Origin of the sequence: Clostridioides sp. ES-S-0005-03 (assembly GCF_020658455.1) — a bacterium.
Classification (GTDB): domain Bacteria; phylum Bacillota; class Clostridia; order Peptostreptococcales; family Peptostreptococcaceae; genus Clostridioides.
In genome coordinates this window covers 26,686-43,810 of sequence record NZ_JACVWI010000006.1, presented here as the reverse complement: position 1 = coordinate 43,810, position 17,125 = coordinate 26,686, and the positions used below count along the sequence as shown (strand labels likewise).

Sequence of the window (17,125 nt, the reverse complement as noted above, 5' to 3'; positions counted from 1 at the left end):
AGGGGATAGTAGACATGTATAAGTGTGGGAAATGTAATCTTAGAGGCTGTTCAGATGGAGATATGGATAAGCTAATGAAGATATGCCCAACTAGGGAAGTTGAGTTACAAGAAAAAGCAAAAAAACTTTATGAAGAGGAAGAAAATAGAAAAATAGCTTATAATGCTGGATTAATTGAAACAGAGGGATACTGTCAATATACTAGGTTAAAAGAGATTATAGAGTTTGCTAAAAAATGTGACTATAAAAAAATTGGTATAGCATTTTGTATTGGTTTAAAAAGAGAAATGCAAACAGTACAAAAGGTATTTGAACATCATGGATTTGAAGTGTTTTCTGTTATATGTAAAAATGGAGCGATTCCTAAGACTACAGTTGGATTGAAGCCATCACAAACAATATCAAAATGTAAAGATGAAATAATGTGTAATCCAATAGGGCAAGCTTTATTTTTAAATGAGGCTAAAGTTGACCTTAATATAATTCTTGGATTATGTGTTGGTCATGATACATTAGCCATGAAATATATGGAAGCTCCTATAACAACTCTAATTGTCAAAGATAGAGTAACTGGGCATAATCCAGCTGCTGCTATATATAATGCAGAGTCTTATTTTGAAAAAAAATTATTTGATAAAGAGGAAGAATAATTCAAAGACTTATTGACATAAAAAGCAATTAGTGGTTTAATTATAAAAAAGATGAAACTTTAAAATATCCTTAAGATACATAAAGTTATATAAATAAAGAAAAAATATTATGACTAAATTCCTTAAACTAGTCCAGAGAGACTAAAGGGTTATAGATAGTGTTAATATATAACCTCTAGTAAATCACCTAGAGGTTTTTGATGAGTATAAAATAAAAAATTTAAATATAATAAAGTCTTTTAAACTAGTCCAGAGAGACTGGGAAAGATATCTCATAGCTAATTAATATCAAAGTTATGTATAGATAAAATCCTTGTGCCTCTTTTGGTGTAAGGATTTTTTTATGAGGATTTAGGCTTTATTAAAAAGGAGATATAAAAATGATAAATGGTAAAGAGAAGCTAATAGTTGCAATTGATACTGACGAATTTGATAAAGCTAAAGAACTAATAGACAAATTGGAAGATAGTGTAGATATATTTAAAGTAGGACTAGAACAATATGTGGCTACAAAAGGAAAGACAATAGACTATTTAAAAGAAAAAGGTAAAAAAATATTTCTAGACCTTAAATTCCATGATATTCCAAATACTATGAAAAGTGCAGTAAGAGCTGCAGTAAGAGATAATGTTTGGTTAATGACAATTCATGTATCAGATATGGAAGGGATGAGACAATGTGCACTAGTTGCTAAAGAAGAAGCAGAGAGATTAAATATAGAAAAACCTTTGGTGGTTGGAGTAACAGTTTTAACTTCATTAAGCAACCAAGACTTACAAGATATAGGATGTAATATGACAACAGAAGAATTGGCTATAAAGAGAGCTAAATTAGCAAAAGAATCAGGAATAGATGGAGTTGTTTGCTCAGCTCAAGAAGTAGATAAGATAGTAGAGGCATGTGGAACTGATTTTATAACAGTTTGCCCAGGGATAAGACCTAAGTCAGCAGAAGTTGGAGACCAAAAAAGAGTTGTTACTCCATCAGATGCAATAAAAAGAGGAGCTCATTATTTAGTTGTTGGAAGACCTATAACAAAAGCAGAAAGTCCAAGAGAATCAGCTATTAATATTGTAAAAGAAATAGAAAATGCTTAGATAAAACATTTGGGAGGTAGCTTATATGAAGGGGAAATTAATTTTAGAAGATGGAACAGTATTTGAAGGAAAAGCATTTGGATATTTAAAGGAAGCTGTTGGTGAAGTTGTGTTTAATACTTCAATGGCAGGATATGGTGAACTACTGACAGATGCAACTTATTATGGACAAATAGTGACAATGACATATCCACTTATAGGGAACTATGGAATAAATTTAGAAGATGTTGAATCAAATAAAGTACAAGTAAAAGGACTTATAGTAAGAGAAAAAAGTGACAACCCAAATAATTTTAGATGTGAAATGGATATAGACACATATCTAAAGCAAAACAAAGTAATTGGACTTGAAGGAATAGATACAAGAGCATTGACTAAGATTATTAGAAATAATGGAACAAAAAAAGGTATTATAACTTTAGAAAATGTATCATTACAAGAAATTCAGTCTAAATTAACAGAGTGTTGCAATAAAGATTCTGTTAAAAGTGTTACAAGAAAAGAAATTGAAAATATTAAAGGGACTGGTGTTAAAGTCTTAGTTGTAGACTTTGGTGTTAAAAATAGTATATTAGACTCACTGAAAGCTTGTAACTGTGACATAATGGTAGTACCAGCAATGACTACTTCAGAAGAAATTTTAAATATAAACCCTGACTTGATATTATTATCTAATGGGCCAGGTAATCCAGAAGATATAAATGATATAGTTGAAAATATAAAGAAATTAGTAGGCAAAAAACCACTAGCAGGAATCGGTTTAGGACATCAAACTTTGGCATTAGCATTAGGTGGAAAAACTTCAAAACTTGCATTTGGACATAGAGGAGGAAATCATCCAGTTAAATGTTTAGAAACAGGAAAAGTATTTATAACTTCTCAAAATCACGGATACAATGTTTCAGAAATGCCAGAAGATACAGAGATAACTCATGTAAATTTAAATGACAATACTATAGAAGGAATGAGACATAAGGAATTACCAATATATAGTGTTCAGTACATTCCAGAATACACAACAAAAGAAGATTTAGATTGTATATTTAATAAATTCTTAGCATTAATATAGATTTAGTATTATTTACAGATAGTAAAAACCATTTAGATAAGGAGAAAAATTTATGCCTAAATTAGATAGTATAAAGAAAACTTTAGTATTAGGGTCAGGACCAATAATAATAGGTCAAGCGGCAGAATTTGACTATTCAGGAACTCAAGCATGTCAATCTTTAAAAGAAGAAGGAATTGAAGTTGTATTAATAAATAGTAATCCAGCTACAATAATGACTGATAAAGAAGTGGCAGATAAAATATATATAGAACCATTAACAATAGAATTTATAGAAAAAATAATAGAAAAAGAAAGACCAGATAGCTTACTTGCAGGTATGGGTGGACAAACAGGATTAAACTTAGCAGTTGAGCTTTATGAAAAAGGCATACTAGATAAATATGGAGTAAAAATAATAGGTACTTCAGTAGAATCTATTAAAAAAGGTGAAGACAGAGATATATTTAGAGATGTAATGAAAGAAATAAATCAACCTGTAATAGTTAGTGATATAGTTACAGATTTACAAGCAGGTCTTGATTATGCACTTACAATAGGGTATCCAGTAGTTGTAAGACCAGCATACACATTAGGTGGAACTGGTGGAGGTATCGCTGATACTGAGGAAGAATTAAGAGAGATACTTTCACATGGATTGCAATTAAGTCCAGTTGGACAAGTATTAATTGAAAAAAGTATAAAAGGTTGGAAAGAAATAGAATATGAAGTAATAAGAGATTCAAAAGGAAACTGTATAGTTGTATGTAACATGGAAAATATAGACCCAGTTGGAGTTCATACAGGAGATAGTATAGTTGTTGCTCCAACACAAACTCTAAGCAATAAAGAATGTGCGATGCTTAAAAAAGCATCTTTAGATATATTAAATGCAGTAGAAGTTCAAGGTGGATGCAATGTTCAGTTTGCATTAAACCCACATAGTTTTGAATATGCAGTTATAGAGATAAATCCAAGAGTTAGTAGATCATCAGCATTAGCATCAAAAGCTACAGGATATCCAATAGCAAAAGTTTCATCAAAAATAGCTTTAGGATATACTTTGGATGAAATAGAAAATGCAGTAACTAAAAAAACTTATGCTTGTTTTGAGCCAACTATAGACTATGTAGTTGCTAAGATACCAAAATGGCCATTTGATAAATTTAAAAAGGCAAATAGAAAATTAGGAACTAAGATGATGGCAACTGGTGAAATAATGAGTATAGGAAGTAACTTTGAAGCTGCTATTCTTAAGGGAATAAGATCACTAGAAACAGGAAAATATTCATTAGTTCATGCTCCATCAGAAGAGAGAAGTATTGAAGCGTTGAAGAAAAGAGTTGTAGTACCTGATGATGAAAGATTGTTTGATTTAGCTGAAATGATAAGAAGAGGCTATAAAGTAGAAATGATAGAACAAATCACAGGAATAGACAAATGGTTTATAAATAAATTTAAATGGATAGTTGAGCAAGAAGAAAAATTAAAAGTTATGAAGATTGAAGACTTAACTAAAGATTATCTTCTTGAGTTAAAGAAAAAAGGATTCTCTGATAAAGGTATATCTGACTTAATGAAGATAAGCCCAGAAAAATTATACGAATTAAGAAGTCTATATAACATAAAACCAGCATACAAAATGGTTGATACATGTGCAGGAGAAATAGATGCGATATCTCCATATTATTACTCAACTTATGAGCAATATGATGAAGTAGTTGTAAGTGATAAGAAAAAAGTAATAGTGTTAGGCTCTGGACCAATAAGAATAGGTCAAGGTATAGAATTTGACTATTGTTCAGTTCACTGTGTAAAATCTTTGAGAAAGATGGATATAGAAACTATAATCATAAACAATAACCCTGAGACAGTAAGTACAGATTTTGATACATCAGATAAACTATATTTTGAACCATTAACAGAAGAAGAAGTTTTAAGTATAATTGAAAAAGAAAAACCAGAAGGTGTAATATTACAATTTGGAGGACAAACAGCTATAAAACTAGCTAAGTTCTTACATGAGAAAAATATACCTATATTGGGAACTGATTTTGATGATATAGATGCAGCGGAAGATAGAGAAAAATTTGATGATTTATTAGAAAAACTAGACATAAACAGACCAAAAGGAAAAGGTGTATGGTCACTTAATGAAGGTATTGAAGTTGCTAATGAATTAGGTTATCCAGTATTAGTTAGACCATCTTATGTACTTGGTGGTCAAGGTATGGAAATAACTTACAATGAAGAAAAATTATCTCAATACCTACAGGATGCATTTGATAGAGACCATAAGAATCCAGTACTTATAGACAAGTATTTAACTGGTAGAGAAATAGAAGTAGATGCCATATGTGATAAAGAAGATATATTAATACCTGGAATAATGGAACACTTAGAAAGAGCTGGAGTTCACTCTGGAGATAGTACGACAATGTATCCAAGCCAAAATATATCTGATAAGATAAAAGAAAAGATAGTAGAATATACTAAAAAAATAGCTTTAGACCTTAATGTACTTGGTATGGTTAATATACAATTTATAGAATTCCAGAATGAATTATATATAATAGAGGTTAATCCTAGAGCCAGTAGAACAGTACCATATATAAGTAAAGTGAGTGGGGTACCAATAGTTGATTTAGCTACTAAATGTATGTTAGGAGCTAAATTAAAGGATTTAGGATATGGTACAGGAGTTTATAAAGAGCCTAAACTAGTATCAGTAAAAGTGCCAGTATTCTCAATGTCTAAATTAGCTAAAGTTGAAGTAAGTCTTGGACCTGAAATGAAATCTACAGGAGAAGTTTTAGGTGTAGGAGAAAATCTAGAAGAAGCTCTATATAAAGGATTCTTGGCTGCAGGTAGACATATGTCTGACGAAAGAGGAGTAGTACTTGCTACTGTTAATAATAACGATAAAGATGAGTTTATAGCAATAGCAAAAGATATGAAAGAGTTAGGATACACTTTTGTTGCTACAGAAGGGACAGCTAAGAGTCTAAGAGAAAATGGAATAGAAGCTGATATAGTAAACAGAGTGGAAGAATCTAGACCAAACATACTAGATGCTATAAGAAATAAACAAGTTGATATAGTAATAAATACACCTACTAAAGGTAATGACTCAACAAGAGATGGATTTAAAATGAGAAGAACAGCTATTGAATTTTCTACTGAAATAATGACATCTTTAGATACACTAAAAGCTCTAGTAGAGGTTAAGAAAAAACACCTAAACAAAGATAAGTTAAAAGTTTACAATATAGCTGAATAGAAATTAAGTTGATTGTATAGTTTAAGAATTTAATCATTAAATTAAAAAGAAGAAGTTATTTTTTCTATGAGTTTTTACTTTTGAGATAACTTCTTTTTTTTAAGAAATTTGTAGTATAATAGAAAAAGATAAAAAATAAATGTAAATAAGTATAAAACTAGAATGTAAAAGTGAAAAATAGATATAGATATTTAAAAGATTATATTTAGTTAATGTTCTTTAGTTTGCCTAAAGAGAATTATAGGAGGTACTGTAATATGAAAGCAAGGTTAATATTAGAAGATGGGACAGTTTTTATAGGAAAAGCATTTGGATATTTAGAAGAAAGTGTAGGAGAAGTAGTATTTAACACTTCGATGATAGGATATGGTGAAGTTTTAACAGACCCTTCTTACTATGGTCAAATAGTTACTATGACTTATCCTCTTATAGGAAATTATGGTATAAATTTATCATCAGCAGAATCTGAAAAAGTGCAAGTGAAAGGATTTATAGTAAGAGAAAAAAGTGATTCTCCAAGTAATTTTAGATGTGAGATTGATATAGACCAATATTTAAAGCAAAATAAAGTGATAGGACTAGAAGGAATAGATACAAGAGCTTTAACTAAGATACTTAGAAATAATGGGACAATGAAAGGTATAATTACATTAGAAGATAGCAAGTTAGAAGATGTTAAACATAAATTAGATAAGTTTTCAAATACAGAAGCAGTTAGAACGGTTACAAGAAAAGAAGTAGAGCATATAGAAGGAAATGGACCAAAAGTAGCTGTTATGGATTTTGGAGTTAAAAGAAATATCTTAAGATCATTTATAGCTCGTGGATGTGATATAACAATATTCCCAGCTACAACATCTCCAGAAGATGTATTAAGTATAAACCCTGATTTAATATTTTTATCAAATGGGCCTGGAGACCCAGAGGATTTAGAAGATGTTATAGAAAATATAAAAGCTCTAATTGGTAAAAAGCCTATAGTTGGAATATGCTTAGGGCATCAGCTTTTAGCCCTAGCTCTTGGAGGAAAAACTGCTAAACTTAAGTTTGGACATAGAGGTGGAAATCATCCAGTTAAAGATTTAGAAGAGGGAAAAGTATTTATAACTTCTCAAAATCATGGATATTATGTTTCAGAAGTTCCTAAACAAATGAAAGTGACACATATAAATTTAAATGATAATACTGTTGAGGGAATGAGACATGAGAAGCTAGATGTATACAGTGTTCAATACCACCCTGAAGCTTGTCCAGGGCCAAAAGATAATGACTATATTTTCGATAAGTTTTTAGAGTTCGTAAAATAAATAATATCAATATATATAATATATAACTAAAAATAAGACTAACTTAAATCAAAAAAATATTGGTTTAATTAATATAGATATAATAAATAATCTCAAATTTAATATGGAATAAAATAATTAAAATTGATTGTATAGATTATGAAGATAGAAACTGTGAAAATTGTTTAGATAAGGAGAAAGAGTTATGCCTAAATTAGATAGTATAAAGAAAACTTTAGTATTAGGGTCAGGGCCAATAATAATAGGTCAAGCAGCAGAGTTTGACTACTCAGGAACACAGGCCTGCCAAGCATTAAAAGAAGAGGGAATAGAAGTTGTATTAGTAAATAGTAATCCAGCGACGATAATGACTGATAAAGAAATTGCAGATAAAATATATATAGAACCATTAACAATAGAATTTATAGAAAAAATAATAGAAAAAGAAAGACCAGATAGCTTACTTGCAGGTATGGGTGGTCAAACAGGACTAAACTTGGCTGTAGAATTACATGATGCTGGTATACTAGATAAATATAATGTAAAAGTTATAGGTACATCTATAGAGTCTATAAAAAAGGGTGAGGATAGAGATTTATTTAGAGAAGTAATGAAAGAAATAAATCAACCTGTAATAGTTAGTGATATAGTTACAAACCTAGAAGCAGGTCTTGAATTTGCAAGCAAAATAGGATATCCAGTGGTTGTAAGACCAGCATATACACTAGGTGGAACTGGTGGAGGTATAGCTGATACTGAGGAAGAATTAAGAGAGATACTTTCACATGGATTGCAATTAAGTCCAGTAGGTCAAGTTCTTCTTGAAAAGAGTATAAAAGGTTGGAAAGAAATAGAATATGAAGTAATGAGAGATGGGAATGGAAACTGTATAACTGTATGTAACATGGAAAATGTAGACCCAGTTGGAGTTCATACAGGAGATAGTATAGTTGTTGCTCCAAGTCAAACTTTAAGTGATGAAGAATACCAACTACTTAGAAAAGCATCAATAGATATAATAAATGCAATAGAAGTTCAAGGTGGATGTAATGTTCAAATAGCTTTAAATCCACATAGCTTAGAATATGCAATAATAGAAATAAATCCAAGAGTTAGTAGATCATCAGCACTAGCATCAAAAGCTACAGGATATCCAATAGCAAAAGTGGCAGCTAAGATAGCCTTAGGATATACTTTGGATGAAATAGAAAATGCAGTAACTAAAAAAACTTATGCTTGTTTTGAGCCAACTTTAGATTATGTAGTAGTAAAAATACCAAAATGGCCATTTGATAAATTTAAAAAGGCAAATAGAAAATTAGGAACTAAGATGATGGCAACTGGTGAAATAATGAGTATAGGAAGCAACTTTGAAGCTGCTATTCTTAAGGGAATAAGATCACTAGAAACAGGAAAATATTCATTAGTTCATGCTCCATCAGAAGGTAGAACGTTAGAAGAGCTAAAGAAAAGAGTTGTAGTACCTGATGATGAAAGATTGTTTGATTTAGCTGAAATGATAAGAAGAGGCTATAAAGTAGAAATGATAGAAGAAATCACTGGTGTTGATAAGTGGTTTATAAATAAATTTAAATGGATAGTTGAGCAAGAAGAAAAATTAAAAGGTCTTAAAATAGAAGATTTAGATAAGGAATACTTACATGAATTAAAGAAAAAAGGATTCTCTGATAAAGGTATATCTGACTTAATGAAGATAAGCCCAGAAAAATTATACGAATTAAGAAGTCTATACAATATACAACCTGTTTATAAAATGGTTGATACATGTGGAGGAGAATTTGAAGCTCTATCTCCATATTACTACTCAACTTATGAGCAATATGATGAAGTAGTTGTAAGTGATAAGAGAAAAGTTGTAGTATTAGGTTCTGGACCAATAAGAATAGGTCAAGGTATAGAATTTGACTATTGTTCAGTTCACTGTGTAAAATCTTTAAGAAAAATGGGTATAGAAACTATAATTGTAAACAATAACCCTGAAACAGTAAGTACAGATTTTGATACATCAGATAAACTATATTTTGAACCATTAACAGAAGAAGAAGTTTTAAACATAATTGAAAAAGAAAAACCAGAAGGTGTAATACTACAATTTGGAGGACAAACAGCTATAAAACTAGCTAAGTTCTTACATGAGAAAAAAATACCTATATTGGGAACTGATTTTGATGATATAGATGCAGCAGAAGATAGAGAAAAATTTGACGACTTATTAGAGAGATTAGATATAAATAGACCAAAAGGAAAAGGTGTATGGACAACTAATGAGGGTATTGAAGTTGCTAATGAATTAGGTTATCCAGTATTAGTTAGACCATCTTATGTACTTGGTGGTCAAGGTATGGAAATAACTTATAACGAGGAAAAATTAACTCAGTATTTAGATGATGCCTTTGCCAGAGACCATAAGAATCCAGTACTTATAGATAAATATCTAACTGGTAGAGAAATAGAAGTAGATGCCATATGTGATAAAGAAGATATATTAATACCTGGAATAATGGAACATTTAGAAAGAGCTGGAGTTCACTCTGGAGATAGTACGACAATGTATCCAAGCCAAAATATATCTGATAAGATAAAAGACAAAATTCTAGAATATACTAAAAAAATAGCTTTAGACCTTAATGTAATTGGTATGGTTAATATACAATTTATAGAATTCCAGAATGAATTATATATAATAGAGGTTAATCCTAGAGCCAGTAGAACAGTACCATATATAAGTAAAGTGAGTGGGGTACCAATAGTTGACTTAGCTACTAAATGTATGTTAGGAGCTAAATTAAAGGATTTAGGATATGGTACAGGAGTTTATAAAGAGCCTAAACTAGTATCAGTAAAAGTGCCAGTATTCTCAATGTCTAAATTAGCTAAAGTTGAAGTAAGTCTTGGACCTGAAATGAAATCTACAGGAGAAGTTTTAGGTGTAGGAGAAAATCTAGAAGAAGCTCTATATAAAGGATTCTTAGCCGCAGGCAGACATATGTCTGACGAAAGAGGAGTAGTACTTGCTACTGTTAATAATAACGATAAAGAAGAGTTTATAGAAATAGCAAAAGATATGAAAGAGTTAGGATACACTTTTGTTGCTACAGAAGGTACAGCTAAGAGTCTAAGAGAGAATGGAATAGAAGCTGATATAGTAAATAGAGTTGAAGAGCCTAGACCAAATATACTAGATGCTATAAGAAATAAACAAGTTGATATAGTAATAAATACACCTACTAAAGGTAATGACTCAACAAGAGACGGATTTAAAATGAGAAGAACAGCTATTGAATTTTCTACTGAAATAATGACATCTTTAGATACATTAAAAGCCTTAGTAGAGGTTAAGAAAAAGCATATAAATAAAGATAAATTAAAAGTTTATAATATAGCAGAATAAAAAACAAAATAATATTTAGATTAATTAAAGGCGTTAGTTCCTAGGAGCTTTCGCCTTTAATTAATACTCGATAATTATTTTCTTATGTGAACTAAAATAAATATCAATCTTGATACTATCAGTCTTTTCTTTAATCATTAGATAGAGGATAAGAGTGGTAGTCATGAATTTCTTCATGTATAAGATTTTCATATTTATCATAATAGTATTTAATTGTAACAACTATTTTATCTCCTTTAGATACATTTCTATAGAGTTTTTTATTTTTAATAGAGTAGACCTCATCTTTATATATGGCATTAACTATAAAAATTTCTGACTCATAATCAAATGTACCCATTACTGGATTATAGTGTTTTGAATCTTCTTTATAGCAGAAGCTTTCAACAGTCATTATATAAGTTCCAAATGAAATCCATTTGGTACCTTTAAATAAATTTACTTTCTCATTAATATATGAAACGCCTGGCGTATCAAGAATTTTTTCTAATAATATTTTTTTCTCCATATACAAAAACTCCTTTCATAGTACCTATTAATATCGTAGTACTTACTCGTATAAATAAAACAAAACTATATTTATTAATGTGACTACATAACATAGTCATTTTCTATTTCTTTCTTTAATCTATTAATTATAATGCTTAAAATTATCAATATAACTACTACAATTATCAAAGCTATAATCAACCAAGGTGGAACTATGTGACCAAAACCTCTATTGGCTGTAAATGCAGCAGCTGCAACAAGCCATCCAAATAAATTTAAAAATAAGAGCCTTGAATTTGATAATCTTCGCAATAAAACTTTTTTAGGTTCTATTTTTTGTTTAAACATTGAGCGTAATTCTACTGACATCTCACCATCACCATCAAATCTTTCAATTGCCTTATTTTGTGCTTCATCTATTTTATATCCATTTTCAATAAATTCATTTGCAGATGTTGTTAGATGTTCTCTTAGCTCTTCTTTTAAATCTTGAATTTCTTTGTTATTTTCACTCTTATATAGTGTTTCTAAATACTCTTCTATTATTTTCATAAATCTAATCCCCCTTCTTTAGAAACTTGTTCATAATATCTTGTATAAAGTACCACTCTTGAATTTTTACTTCTAAGTTGTCCTTTCCATCATCTGTTATATTGTAATACTTTCTCCTGCTTCCTACGCCTTGGTCATTTCCCCAATAAGATTTTATCAAGCCCTTAGATTCTAATCTTTTAAGAGACACATAGAGTGTACTTTCTTTTAATTCAAATGTAGTTTCATCTCTAACTACTTTTGCTATTTCATATCCATATGAATCTCCTTTGCTTAGTATTGATAATATTAAAGTATCAATATGACCTTTAAGCACTTCTTTGTTTAAGTCCATAAATTCACCTACTTTATTTTATCATATACCTCGTATTATAAGGTATATAGATATATAATAAAACATTTCATATTATTTTCCAAGTCTAAACTATAAAATTTTAATTATTATTTAAAAAGGGCATTCCATTTATGATTTAAAAATCATTTGGAAACGCCCTTTTTATAATACCTGATTATACTAGACATCTTAAATCAATTTCTCTCTTTTTAACCTGTATCTGAATTTCGGTTAGAAGTTCATCTTCATTGTTTGTAGACAGAGGGTCTATTATAGGTATCTCATATATATAATTTTCAATAGGTATCCTTTTATAATCAACATAATCAACTAACTTTTTAAAAGCAGTATAATTTTCTCTGTAAGAGCCTTTATATGTCATACAAATAAAATCACCAGCTGAAATTTCAGATATATATTTTTGAGACTTAGCATCAAATAAATCTCTTTCAACATTTACAAAGCTATTTTCATAGATGACTTTATCTTCCTTTAAGAATTTATCTATAGATACAAGACCACTTACTCCACCATAAAACACAGAGATATTATCTTCTAGTATATTTGCTATTTGTCTTCTGGAAAGCTCCATAGTTTCTTCATTACTTAAACCTTCTTCATATTCTATGGATAAAATACTTCTTCTTGGAATATGTTTTCTTACTATTTTACCTACTTCATCTACTCTCATACCTTTTTCCATTGTTTCTTTTTTTGTACTTAATACTTTTTTTATAAGTTCTAATTCTTTAATTTTTTCATCTACGATATTAATCTTATTGGTTAATAATTTTAGAATTTCTTCATTGTTTTCATCTAATTTTTCTTTGATTTCTTTTAATGGCATACCTAGATACTTTAAGTATTTTATAATATCCAATTGTGAAAATTGGTCAATTGAGTAATATCTGTAATTGCTTTCTTGGTCAACATGAACAGGTTTAAATAAATCTATTTGGTCATAGTATCTTAGCGTTTGTATGCTTATTTTGTGAAGTTTTGACATTTCGCCTATTGAAAACTTTTTACTCATATAATCACCTCATTTGAGATTTAGAATATATTCCATGGATATTTATCAGGTGGAGTACATATAAATTCCATTTTTTCTTTTGTTGTTGGATGGCAAATTTCTATTTTATTAGACCAAAGAGAAATCTGTTGTCCAATTTTATTTACTTCTTGGCCATATCTTTGGTCACCATATAATGGGTGTTTTCTAGTTGAAAATTGAACTCTTATCTGATGAGAACGACCAGTTTTTAAGTTTACTTGAACTAAGCTTAGATTTTCTTTAAAACCCAAAACTTTGTAACTAAGTTCAGCTTCTTTAGCATCCTTATGGTTTTTTTTCACAACACTCACCATATTTGTTTTTTTATTTTTATATAAAAAATCTTTTAATATGTCTGAATCGGATTTCATTTTACCATGAACAACTGCCATATAGGTTTTTTTGAATGTCTTATTTCTTACTTGTTCAGACAATCTTGAGGCAGCTTTTGATGTTTTGGCAAAAACCATGACTCCACCCACTGGTCTATCCAGTCTATGTACCAAACCAATATATACATTTCCAGGTTTATTGTACTTTGTTTTGATATAGTCTTTTAAAAGATTTACCATGTCCTTATCATTGGTATCATCTCCTTGAGATAATACATTTACAGGTTTATCTACAACTAATAAATGGTTATCTTCATATATGACTTTTATCATTATTTTTTCTCCCATCTTCCAAATATACCACAAGGAAGTATTTTACCATCCCTAGAAGCTGGTATTCCTAATTCTCCACCATAGATTTCGCCATTGTTTGCCTTTTTACCTATTGTTGTAGACAGTACATTTTCTAGAACTATTGGAGAAAATCCTGTTGTATAAGAATTAATTAGAAAGAATAAAGGATTATCAGATAAAACACCCATACATAAATCCACAAAGCTATATAATTTTTCTTCTATTTGCCATACTTCTCCTTTAGGTCCTCTCCCATAAGAAGGAGGGTCCATTATTATTGCATCATATTTCTTACCTCTTCTTATTTCCCTTTCAACAAACTTTACAACATCATCTACTATAAATCTTACTGTTTGATTTTTAAGTCCTGATAACTCTATATTTTCTTTTGCCCAGTTGACCATACCTTTTGCAGCATCAACATGACATACTTCTGCACCAGCGGATGCACATGCTACTGTAGCTCCTCCTGTATATGCAAAAAGATTTAATACTTTTATAGGTCTGTCAGCTTTTTTGATTTTATCCATCATCCAGTCCCAATTGGCTGCTTGTTCTGGGAATAATCCAGTATGTTTAAATCCAGTTGGTTTAATGTGAAATTTTAAGTTTTTGTAATTTATAGTCCATTGTTCTGGATATCTTTTTTTGTGTTCCCACTGACCTCCACCTTTATTACTTCTATGATAATGTCCGTGAGGGTTTTTCCATAGAGCCCATTCAGACTCCATTGGCCATACAACCTGTGGGTCTGGTCTTCTAAGTACATACTTACCCCAACGCTCTAATTTTTCTCCATTTCCCATATCTATAAGTTCATAATCTTTCCATTTATCTGCTAATAATAACATATCTTTCCTCCTATAAAATAACTCTCAATCCTATGTATTATACCACAAAATCAGTCATTTTTTGCTGTTTTAGATACTTTCTATTCTTTACATTTATTGTTAACATTATTACTCTTTTAAACATATTATATAGTATCTGATTTTTTTAATAAGAGGAGGAGAGTTTTAATGGAAAATTATCAAGCTACAAATACTTGTACATATAACATATTATATGTGCAGTTTAACGAAGACTTTGGCAGAAGCAAATACTTTTCATATGATGTAAAATATCCTATTCTGTACAATATTAGAAATCAATCCACCTATGTAAATCCGCCTATTTTAAACAACATAAATTCTGCTGTAAAGATGACTGTAAATAATTTTAAGCTTGGGTTGCAAGAAGAAGAACAAGAATATAATAATGCAGCTTCTCAAAATTCACTTCCAAAACAAAGTTACTGGGTTTCTACTAATTATGCAGTTACTTTCAGTAAAAACTATGTACTAAGTATGATATTAAATCTTATGGGATTTGCTAGTAGTTCTGGACCTAAGTACAATACATTAAATAATTACAATATAGACTTAACAAATGGAAAAGAACTTTTACTAGGTGATATTTTTAGAGATGGAGTTGACTATATAAACATAATAACTGATTATATAAAAGCTGAAATTAATGAAAACAGAGAAATGTATTACTCTAATGTAGAGTTAGTTATACCTGAAGATCAGGCATTTTATATTACAGATGATGGGATTGTTATCTATTTTGGTGTAGATGAGATAGCACCTGAAAGCTTTGGAATCCCTAAATTCAAGATAAGATTTTCTGATTTTGGAAATTTTATAAATCAACGTTTCTATTGTATCTCTCCAGACATATATGTTCAATCAAGAGGAAGAACTAAGCATTTTATGGTATAAAAATATAGATAATTCTGAGCCCTATTTTAGTATATCAAGATTTATGCTGGAGTAGGGTTAAGATTTATCTATCTTAAAAACATAATTTAAACAGTACTATTTGTATATGTTAGTTATATAGACTCAGACCTACTGATAAACATTTATATAGTACAATTAATTTGTATTAAAAGTTTTAACTTTTGACTCAACAAGAAGATTATATTATTATATATATTTAAGTTGTTATTTTTTTTTATACATTTGCTGATAAGCAGAATTTTTATTGATTACTTCTACCTTTAAATTGGGATTACTTACTACTTCATACAAAAAAAGTTTTCCTAATTTTAACCTGATGTTCATCTCCAACCTGTTCCATTCATAGCCTTTGAACAATTCTTTTAATAAAAAAACTTCTCCGCAATGGATGTTTTTTAACTCATCTATTGCATCATTTAACAGACTATTCATATTATTTCCTCCAATTTGTATAATTTCATTAACTTCATTATATTGTTAATTTTTGACATAGTCAAACAAATTATAAAGGAATTATAATGGTGTCAAAAGTTAACAGTATTGACACCAAAAATTCGTTTTAGTAAAATGTATAAAGACAAGTAGATACAGATATCTACAAATTCCTGCATTAAATATTTACGTTAGGAAGTGATTATTATTATATATGGATATTGCCGTGTCAGTACAAAGAACCAGACAGATAACAATAGTTTGTATCAACAACAGCAAGAGATATTAAGCAAGTATAACAATGCTAAAATAATAAAAGAAACTTATACAGGGACTACCACAAATAGACCTAAATTTGAAAAAATTATATCTTCTTTAAAGAAGGGAGATTTACTTGTTGCGACTAAACTTGATAGGCTAGCTAGAAGTACATCAGATGGGATACAACTGATAGAGGGTTTATTTGCTAAAGAAGTTAGTGTCCATATTTTAAATATAGGTCTCCTAGAAAATACTTCAATGGGGAAATTCTTTTTAACTACATTACTTGCAGTTGCAGAACTTGAAAGAAATATGATAATAGAACGAACTCAGTTGGGAAAAGAATTTGCTAGAAAGAAAAAAGATTTTAAGGATGGTAGACCAAAGAAATATAGTAATCAGCAGATACAATACGCATTGGGATTATTAAATTCTAAGCCTTATAGAGAGGTTGTGAAGATGACTGGTATCTCTAAAAGCACACTTATTCGTGCGAAGAAATCAATTTAATGAGATTTTACTTATAAAAAATTAGAGGTATAAATAAATTGGATTATTTGAATATATTTATGCCTCTAATTAATTTTATTTACAGATGTTAAATTATAGTAATGTATAATTACTATAGACTTTTGATGAGAAAATGACAATAAAAGAATTTATACAGAGAACAAAAAATTGATGCTTTATGTATTGAATCAAATTTAATATAAAAAGAGATATGTCTTAAAACAAGCTTATTTTAAGACATATCTCTTTT

15 protein-coding genes are annotated in these 17,125 nt (G+C 29.5%); 8 read left to right on the top strand and 7 right to left on the bottom strand.

The window, feature by feature from the left end:
• Nucleotides 1-14: 14 nt before the first annotated feature.
• The 6 genes from IC218_RS17295 to carB (IC218_RS17270) all read left to right on the top strand — a co-directional run bounded on the left by IC218_RS17295 (nucleotide 15) and on the right by carB (IC218_RS17270) (nucleotide 10,773).
• The gene (locus IC218_RS17295) at nucleotides 15-650 is read left to right on the top strand and encodes a DUF1847 domain-containing protein (RefSeq protein ID WP_227825054.1); all 636 of its coding nucleotides are present in this window, start codon (nucleotides 15-17) and stop codon (nucleotides 648-650) included.
• Between the two features lie 380 nt (nucleotides 651-1,030).
• A complete protein-coding gene (pyrF, locus tag IC218_RS17290; protein WP_227436407.1) occupies nucleotides 1,031-1,747 on the top strand; it encodes an orotidine-5'-phosphate decarboxylase in 717 nt (238 codons plus the stop codon).
• A gap of 25 nt (nucleotides 1,748-1,772) precedes the next feature.
• Complete coding sequence (carA, locus tag IC218_RS17285; protein ID WP_227825053.1) at nucleotides 1,773-2,816, top strand: glutamine-hydrolyzing carbamoyl-phosphate synthase small subunit; 1,044 nt, start codon at nucleotides 1,773-1,775, stop codon at nucleotides 2,814-2,816.
• A 52-nt stretch (nucleotides 2,817-2,868) separates the two neighbouring features.
• Nucleotides 2,869-6,075, top strand: a complete 3,207-nt coding sequence (gene carB / locus IC218_RS17280; protein ID WP_227825052.1) for a carbamoyl-phosphate synthase large subunit — start codon at nucleotides 2,869-2,871, stop codon at nucleotides 6,073-6,075.
• A 257-nt stretch (nucleotides 6,076-6,332) separates the two neighbouring features.
• Complete coding sequence (gene carA, locus IC218_RS17275) at nucleotides 6,333-7,382, top strand: glutamine-hydrolyzing carbamoyl-phosphate synthase small subunit (RefSeq protein WP_227825051.1); 1,050 nt, start codon at nucleotides 6,333-6,335, stop codon at nucleotides 7,380-7,382.
• Between the two features lie 184 nt (nucleotides 7,383-7,566).
• Complete coding sequence (carB, locus tag IC218_RS17270; protein ID WP_227825050.1) at nucleotides 7,567-10,773, top strand: carbamoyl-phosphate synthase large subunit; 3,207 nt, start codon at nucleotides 7,567-7,569, stop codon at nucleotides 10,771-10,773.
• A gap of 130 nt (nucleotides 10,774-10,903) precedes the next feature.
• Here the strand turns inward: carB (IC218_RS17270) and IC218_RS17265 are convergent, their stop codons facing one another.
• From IC218_RS17265 to IC218_RS17240, 6 genes are all read right to left on the bottom strand, one after another.
• The gene (locus tag IC218_RS17265) at nucleotides 10,904-11,281 is read right to left on the bottom strand and encodes a DNA polymerase III subunit delta (RefSeq protein ID WP_227437582.1); all 378 of its coding nucleotides are present in this window, start codon (nucleotides 11,279-11,281) and stop codon (nucleotides 10,904-10,906) included.
• An 83-nt stretch (nucleotides 11,282-11,364) separates the two neighbouring features.
• On the bottom strand, nucleotides 11,365-11,814 hold the full coding sequence (locus IC218_RS17260) for a permease prefix domain 1-containing protein (RefSeq protein ID WP_227825049.1): 450 nt from the start codon (nucleotides 11,812-11,814) through the stop codon (nucleotides 11,365-11,367).
• A 4-nt stretch (nucleotides 11,815-11,818) separates the two neighbouring features.
• The gene (locus IC218_RS17255; protein WP_227437578.1) at nucleotides 11,819-12,148 is read right to left on the bottom strand and encodes a PadR family transcriptional regulator; all 330 of its coding nucleotides are present in this window, start codon (nucleotides 12,146-12,148) and stop codon (nucleotides 11,819-11,821) included.
• 175 nt (nucleotides 12,149-12,323) lie between these two features.
• Nucleotides 12,324-13,181 carry a MerR family transcriptional regulator gene (locus tag IC218_RS17250; RefSeq protein ID WP_227437576.1) on the bottom strand — a complete coding sequence of 286 codons (858 nt, stop codon included), beginning with the start codon at nucleotides 13,179-13,181 and terminating at the stop codon, nucleotides 12,324-12,326.
• 20 nt (nucleotides 13,182-13,201) lie between these two features.
• Nucleotides 13,202-13,867: an RluA family pseudouridine synthase gene (locus tag IC218_RS17245; protein WP_227825048.1), complete on the bottom strand. Its 666-nt coding sequence runs from the start codon at nucleotides 13,865-13,867 to the stop codon at nucleotides 13,202-13,204.
• Nucleotides 13,867-14,739 (bottom strand): class I SAM-dependent methyltransferase, encoded by an 873-nt coding sequence (locus IC218_RS17240; protein WP_227437573.1) that lies wholly within the window; start codon nucleotides 14,737-14,739, stop codon nucleotides 13,867-13,869. The genes IC218_RS17245 and IC218_RS17240 overlap by 1 nt, the downstream gene beginning before the upstream one ends.
• A 168-nt stretch (nucleotides 14,740-14,907) precedes the next feature.
• Here IC218_RS17240 and IC218_RS17235 point away from each other — a divergent pair, with 168 nt between their 5' ends.
• The gene (locus IC218_RS17235) at nucleotides 14,908-15,651 is read left to right on the top strand and encodes an RsiV family protein (protein ID WP_227825047.1); all 744 of its coding nucleotides are present in this window, start codon (nucleotides 14,908-14,910) and stop codon (nucleotides 15,649-15,651) included.
• 225 nt (nucleotides 15,652-15,876) lie between these two features.
• Here the strand turns inward: IC218_RS17235 and IC218_RS17230 are convergent, their stop codons facing one another.
• A complete protein-coding gene (locus tag IC218_RS17230; RefSeq protein ID WP_227437569.1) occupies nucleotides 15,877-16,104 on the bottom strand; it encodes a single-stranded DNA-binding protein in 228 nt (75 codons plus the stop codon).
• Between the two features lie 201 nt (nucleotides 16,105-16,305).
• Here IC218_RS17230 and IC218_RS17225 point away from each other — a divergent pair, with 201 nt between their 5' ends.
• The gene (locus tag IC218_RS17225; RefSeq protein WP_227483333.1) at nucleotides 16,306-16,875 is read left to right on the top strand and encodes a recombinase family protein; all 570 of its coding nucleotides are present in this window, start codon (nucleotides 16,306-16,308) and stop codon (nucleotides 16,873-16,875) included.
• Nucleotides 16,876-17,125 lie beyond the last annotated feature (250 nt).

Bases quoted from the DNA above. Each gene is read 5' to 3' on its own strand.
- IC218_RS17265 (WP_227437582.1), bottom strand. From the start codon at position 11,281: ATGGAGAAAAAAATATTATTAGAAAAAATTCTTGATACGCCAGGCGTT.
- carA (WP_227825051.1), top strand. From the start codon at position 6,333: ATGAAAGCAAGGTTAATATTAGAAGATGGGACAGTTTTTATAGGAAAA.
- IC218_RS17260 (WP_227825049.1), bottom strand. From the start codon at position 11,814: ATGAAAATAATAGAAGAGTATTTAGAAACACTATATAAGAGTGAAAAT.
- carB (WP_227825052.1), top strand. From the start codon at position 2,869: ATGCCTAAATTAGATAGTATAAAGAAAACTTTAGTATTAGGGTCAGGA.
- IC218_RS17295 (WP_227825054.1), top strand. From the start codon at position 15: ATGTATAAGTGTGGGAAATGTAATCTTAGAGGCTGTTCAGATGGAGAT.
- IC218_RS17250 (WP_227437576.1), bottom strand. From the start codon at position 13,181: ATGAGTAAAAAGTTTTCAATAGGCGAAATGTCAAAACTTCACAAAATA.
- IC218_RS17245 (WP_227825048.1), bottom strand. From the start codon at position 13,867: ATGATAAAAGTCATATATGAAGATAACCATTTATTAGTTGTAGATAAA.
- IC218_RS17230 (WP_227437569.1), bottom strand. From the start codon at position 16,104: ATGAATAGTCTGTTAAATGATGCAATAGATGAGTTAAAAAACATCCAT.
- pyrF (WP_227436407.1), top strand. From the start codon at position 1,031: ATGATAAATGGTAAAGAGAAGCTAATAGTTGCAATTGATACTGACGAA.
- carA (WP_227825053.1), top strand. From the start codon at position 1,773: ATGAAGGGGAAATTAATTTTAGAAGATGGAACAGTATTTGAAGGAAAA.
- IC218_RS17240 (WP_227437573.1), bottom strand. From the start codon at position 14,739: ATGTTATTATTAGCAGATAAATGGAAAGATTATGAACTTATAGATATG.
- IC218_RS17235 (WP_227825047.1), top strand. From the start codon at position 14,908: ATGGAAAATTATCAAGCTACAAATACTTGTACATATAACATATTATAT.
- carB (WP_227825050.1), top strand. From the start codon at position 7,567: ATGCCTAAATTAGATAGTATAAAGAAAACTTTAGTATTAGGGTCAGGG.
- IC218_RS17255 (WP_227437578.1), bottom strand. From the start codon at position 12,148: ATGGACTTAAACAAAGAAGTGCTTAAAGGTCATATTGATACTTTAATA.